Consider the following 2,532-nt stretch of genomic DNA (forward strand, 5'->3'; position numbering starts at 1 on the left):
GCACTATTTGAGGATAGTAATCCAGCGAATGCGCTGAAAGAAACCGTGACGCAAGCGGATATTGATGCGGCGCAGGCGAAAGTTTACACGGTGATAGACCCAGCGACAAAAGCGGAACTGCAAGCATACGTAGATAAAGCGCAGGCAGAATTCGATGCGAAAAAGGAAACCGAAGCAACGGATAAAGGACAACAAGCTATTGCTGGTTTCTTAGTGAATCAGTTGTATCAAGATAATAATCCAGCAACCGATGCGATCAAAGCGACAACTACCCAAGCAACGATCGACACAGCGCAAGCGCAAATAGACCTGCTGTTACCAAGCGCCGTGAAGACGGATTTACAAAACAAATTGAACCGCGCGCAAGAATTGTTGGATGCACAAAAAGCAGTAGATGTAGCTGTGAATGAGTTGTTTGAAGGGAATAATCCAGCGAACAAGATAAAAGAAACCGTGACGCAAGCGGACATTGATGCGGCGCAAGCGAAAGTGGATAAAGTTACAGATCCAGCGAAGAAAGCAGAGCTGCAAGCCCATATTGATAAAGCGCAAGCAGAATTCGATGTGAAGAAGGAAGCCGAAGCAGCGGATAAGGAACAACAACTGATTGCTGGTTTCTTAGTGAACCAGTTGTATCAAAATAATAATCCAGCAACCGATGCGATCAAAGCGACAACTACCCAAGCAACGATCGACACAGCGCAAGCGCAAATAGACCTGCTGTTACCAAGCGCCGTGAAGACAGATTTACAAAACAAACTGAACCGCGCGCAAGAATTGTTGGATGCACAAAAAGCAGTAGATGTAGCTGTGAATGAGTTGTTTGAAGGGAATAATCCAGCGAACAAGATAAAAGAAACCGTGACGCAAGCGGACATTGATGCGGCGCAAGCGAAAGTGGATAAAGTCACAGATTCAGCGAAGAAAGCAGAGCTGCAAGCTCATATCGATAAAGCGCAAGCAGAATTCGATGTGAAGAAGGAAGCCGAAGCAGCGGATAAGGGACAACAACTGATTGCTGGTTTCTTAGTGAACCAGTTGTATCAAAACAATGAACCATTAACCGATGCAATCAAAGCGACAACCAATCAAGCAGCTATTGATAAAGCCCAAGCACAGATTGATCTCCTGTTACCGAGTGCGGTGAAGACAGACTTACAAAACAAACTGAACCGTGCGCAAGAGTTGTTAAATGCGACAAATACAGCAGAAGTCACTGCGGAAAAGGCGGTCAATGAGCTGTTTGAAGGGAATAATCCAGCGAATGCGCTGAAAGAAACCGTGACCCAAGCGGAGCTGGATGCAGCACAAGCCAAAGTGGACGCAGTCACAGACACCGCGAAAAAAGCAGAGTTGCAAGCGCATGTAGACAAAGCGCAATCGCTACTCGATGCGGCAAACGAAAAAGAAGCACAAGAGAATGCTGCCAAAACACTGGTTGATGGCTTGTTTACAGATAAAACACACGCAGCTTTGAAAGAAAGCACGACTCAAGGACACATCGACACTGCTAAAACCAAGGTAAATCAATTAGCAGAGGGACCTGTGAAGGCAGCATTGTTGGAAGCAATCGAACAAGCGCAAGAATTGTTGAATGCCCGTGAATCGGTCAATGAGAACTACCAAAAAGCGAAAGCAAGTGTGGATGCGTTGTTTAGCAATGCGGCACACACGAATCTCGATAAAAACACGACGCAACACACGATTGATCAAGCGAATGCATTGGTGCAACAACTGCCAGCAGGTGCTGAGAAAGAGGCACTCATCCAAGAGTTAAACAAAGCCCAAGAACTATGGAATAAACAACCATTGGAAAAACCACAAATTGATACAGTATACAACAATGCCACGCAGGTGACTGGAAAAGGCACACCAGGTATGGAGGTTGTGGTGACTATCCAAGGGAAAACATACAAGGGAACTGTTAATGCCAATGGTGATTTTGCCGTGACGATTCCAGAACAAGCCGCAGGCACGGTCATTCAAGTGCAACTGGCTAATGGCAAAGGAGGCGTCAGCGCAACAGTATCGGTGAGTGTCACGAACTATATTCCGATGGCTGCGCCAGAAGTAAACCCGGTTGGCCCGTACCAACAAACGGTGACAGGGAAAGCACCGGCAGGCACGAAAATGGTACGTTTACTTGTGAACGGTATTGCCCAACGGACAGCTGTACCTGATGAAGATGGTAGTTTCTCCATCTACAGTCGTTTTAACACCGATGGTGTGAAGACAAATCTTCGCCTCGAGGCTGGGGATCAAGTGACAGTGGATTATGGAATTCGGACACCTATCCATCTGAAAACAACGGTAACAGTCTTAAAAGAACTTGTAAAACCTGTAGTGAACCCAATTAAAGCCAATGATGACTATATTATGGGATTTGTGCCAGCAGGCACGTCGGTCTTACGTTTAGTGGTGAATGGTGTACCTCAGCGGACAATTACAGCGGTGAAAGACTTAGAAGTTGTGGCAGCCGGTGGGATTGATCCAACAGGGAAATTTAAGATGTATTCCCGCTTTATCGTGGAT

The 2,532-nt window shown here is 46.2% G+C and carries 1 protein-coding gene; it reads left to right on the top strand.

Annotated features, from left to right (window positions below; translation table 11 throughout):
- Nucleotides 1-2,532 (top strand): toxin Cry1Ac domain D-VI-related protein (locus PROCOU_RS17915; RefSeq protein ID WP_036074505.1); only part of this gene is annotated, 2,532 nt, incomplete at both ends.

Source organism: Listeria rocourtiae FSL F6-920, assembly GCF_000525975.1.
Taxonomy (GTDB): domain Bacteria; phylum Bacillota; class Bacilli; order Lactobacillales; family Listeriaceae; genus Listeria_A; species Listeria_A rocourtiae.